Source organism: Streptococcus sp. SV2, from assembly GCF_030440175.1.
GTDB classification, from domain to species: Bacteria; Bacillota; Bacilli; order Lactobacillales; family Streptococcaceae; genus Streptococcus; species Streptococcus raffinosi.
This window is the reverse complement of the sequence record NZ_JAQFJQ010000034.1, coordinates 1-1,439: the sequence shown is the minus strand read 5'-3', so window position 1 is coordinate 1,439 and position 1,439 is coordinate 1. Positions and strand designations below refer to the sequence as shown.

At 36.1% G+C, this 1,439-nt stretch carries 1 protein-coding gene; it reads right to left on the bottom strand.

Annotated features, from left to right (window positions below; genetic code table 11):
• Positions 1–31: 31 nt before the first annotated feature.
• Positions 32–1,383, bottom strand: a protein-coding gene (locus PCY14_RS09855) for an IS3 family transposase (protein ID WP_100066247.1) whose coding sequence is annotated in 2 segments (ribosomal slippage) — positions 32–942 and positions 942–1,383 — 1,353 coding nt in all. Because the reading frame shifts where the segments join, the coding sequence is not laid out codon by codon here.
• Positions 1,384–1,439 lie beyond the last annotated feature (56 nt).

Below are 1,439 nucleotides of genomic sequence, written 5' to 3'. Positions count from 1 at the left end.
TGTACTGACCCCAAAAAGTTAGACAATTAATTTATCCAAAGGATTTAGTTCTGTATTGCACAGGGCTAAATCCTTTTAATTTTACCTTAATGCGTTTGTTGTTGTAATAATCAATATAGTCTACAATAGCTCGTTCTAATTGATTAAGTGATTTAAACGTCTTCTCGTAACCATAAAACATTTCCGATTTCAAAATGCCAAAGAAAGATTCCATCATGCCGTTGTCTGGGCTGTTACCCTTACGTGACATGGACGGTTGGATCCCTTTATCCTCTAAAAATCGATGATAATACTGATGTTGATATTGCCATCCCTGGTCACTATGGAGAATTGTATTTTTATAATGCTCCTCTGTGAAGGCCTGGTTTAACATAGCTTTCACTTGTTCTAAGTTTGGTGAAGTTGAAAGATTATAGGCGATAATTTCACTATTAAAGCCATCTAAAACTGGTGATAAGTAAAGTTTTTGACTGCTTGCTGGAATGGCAAATTCTGTCACATCTGTATAGCACTTTTCCATTGGTTTGGTTGCTTCAAATTGGCGTTGAATGAGATTTTCTGCTTTCTTGCCAATCTCTCCTTGGTAAGAAGAATACTTCCGTTTACGACGAATTCGAGCACTTAAACCAAGAACCTTCATCAGACGTTGCACTTTCTTATGATTTACCATGAAGCCACGATTTCTCAATTCAAGAGTCATTCGACGATAGCCGTAATTTCCTTTATGCTCACAATAAATTGATTGAATTTCAGCTTTAAGCTCTTTATCTTTGTCAAATCCATCTAGTTGTTTCAACTGATAGTAGTAAGTTGAGCGAGCTAAACCAGCCGTTTCAAGAAGTAAATCTAGTCGAAATCCTCCTGTGACCATTTCTCTAATTGTCTCTGCCTTTCTCGCTGTAAGGCTTCGTCCCTGTCTTCTAGTTCTTTTAACTTTTTTAGGTAAGACACCTCGGTACGTAAGCGTTCATTCTCCTCTTGGAGTCGTTCTAGTTCTGTCATTTCTTCCCAAGTTTTCTTACGTTTACGTCCCATTTTAGGTACTCTCTCTCTTGTTTTTTCAACAATAGTATACCCATTTTTCTTGTATTGTGCTATCCAATTTTTCAACAGAGAAGGATTGGGTAGAGCATAATCTAAAGATACACTTTTTCGTGAACGACCTTTAAGCAAAACTTTATTAATTATTTCTTCCTTTAATTCGGGAGAATAGTAACGATTCTTCCCTTTTTTGACGATTTCTATTCCGTAACGTTCAATCAACCTCACCATATATTTTAGTCCAGAAACATCCACACCAAATCTTTTTGAAAGCTCTTTGAAGCTTCTCCCCTGTTTTCTCAGTATATATATCTGAATCTTGTCCTCATAAGTTAATTTCATAATAAAAACACCTCAAAAGTTAGATTTTTTCTGTCTAACTTTTGGGGTGCAGTTCA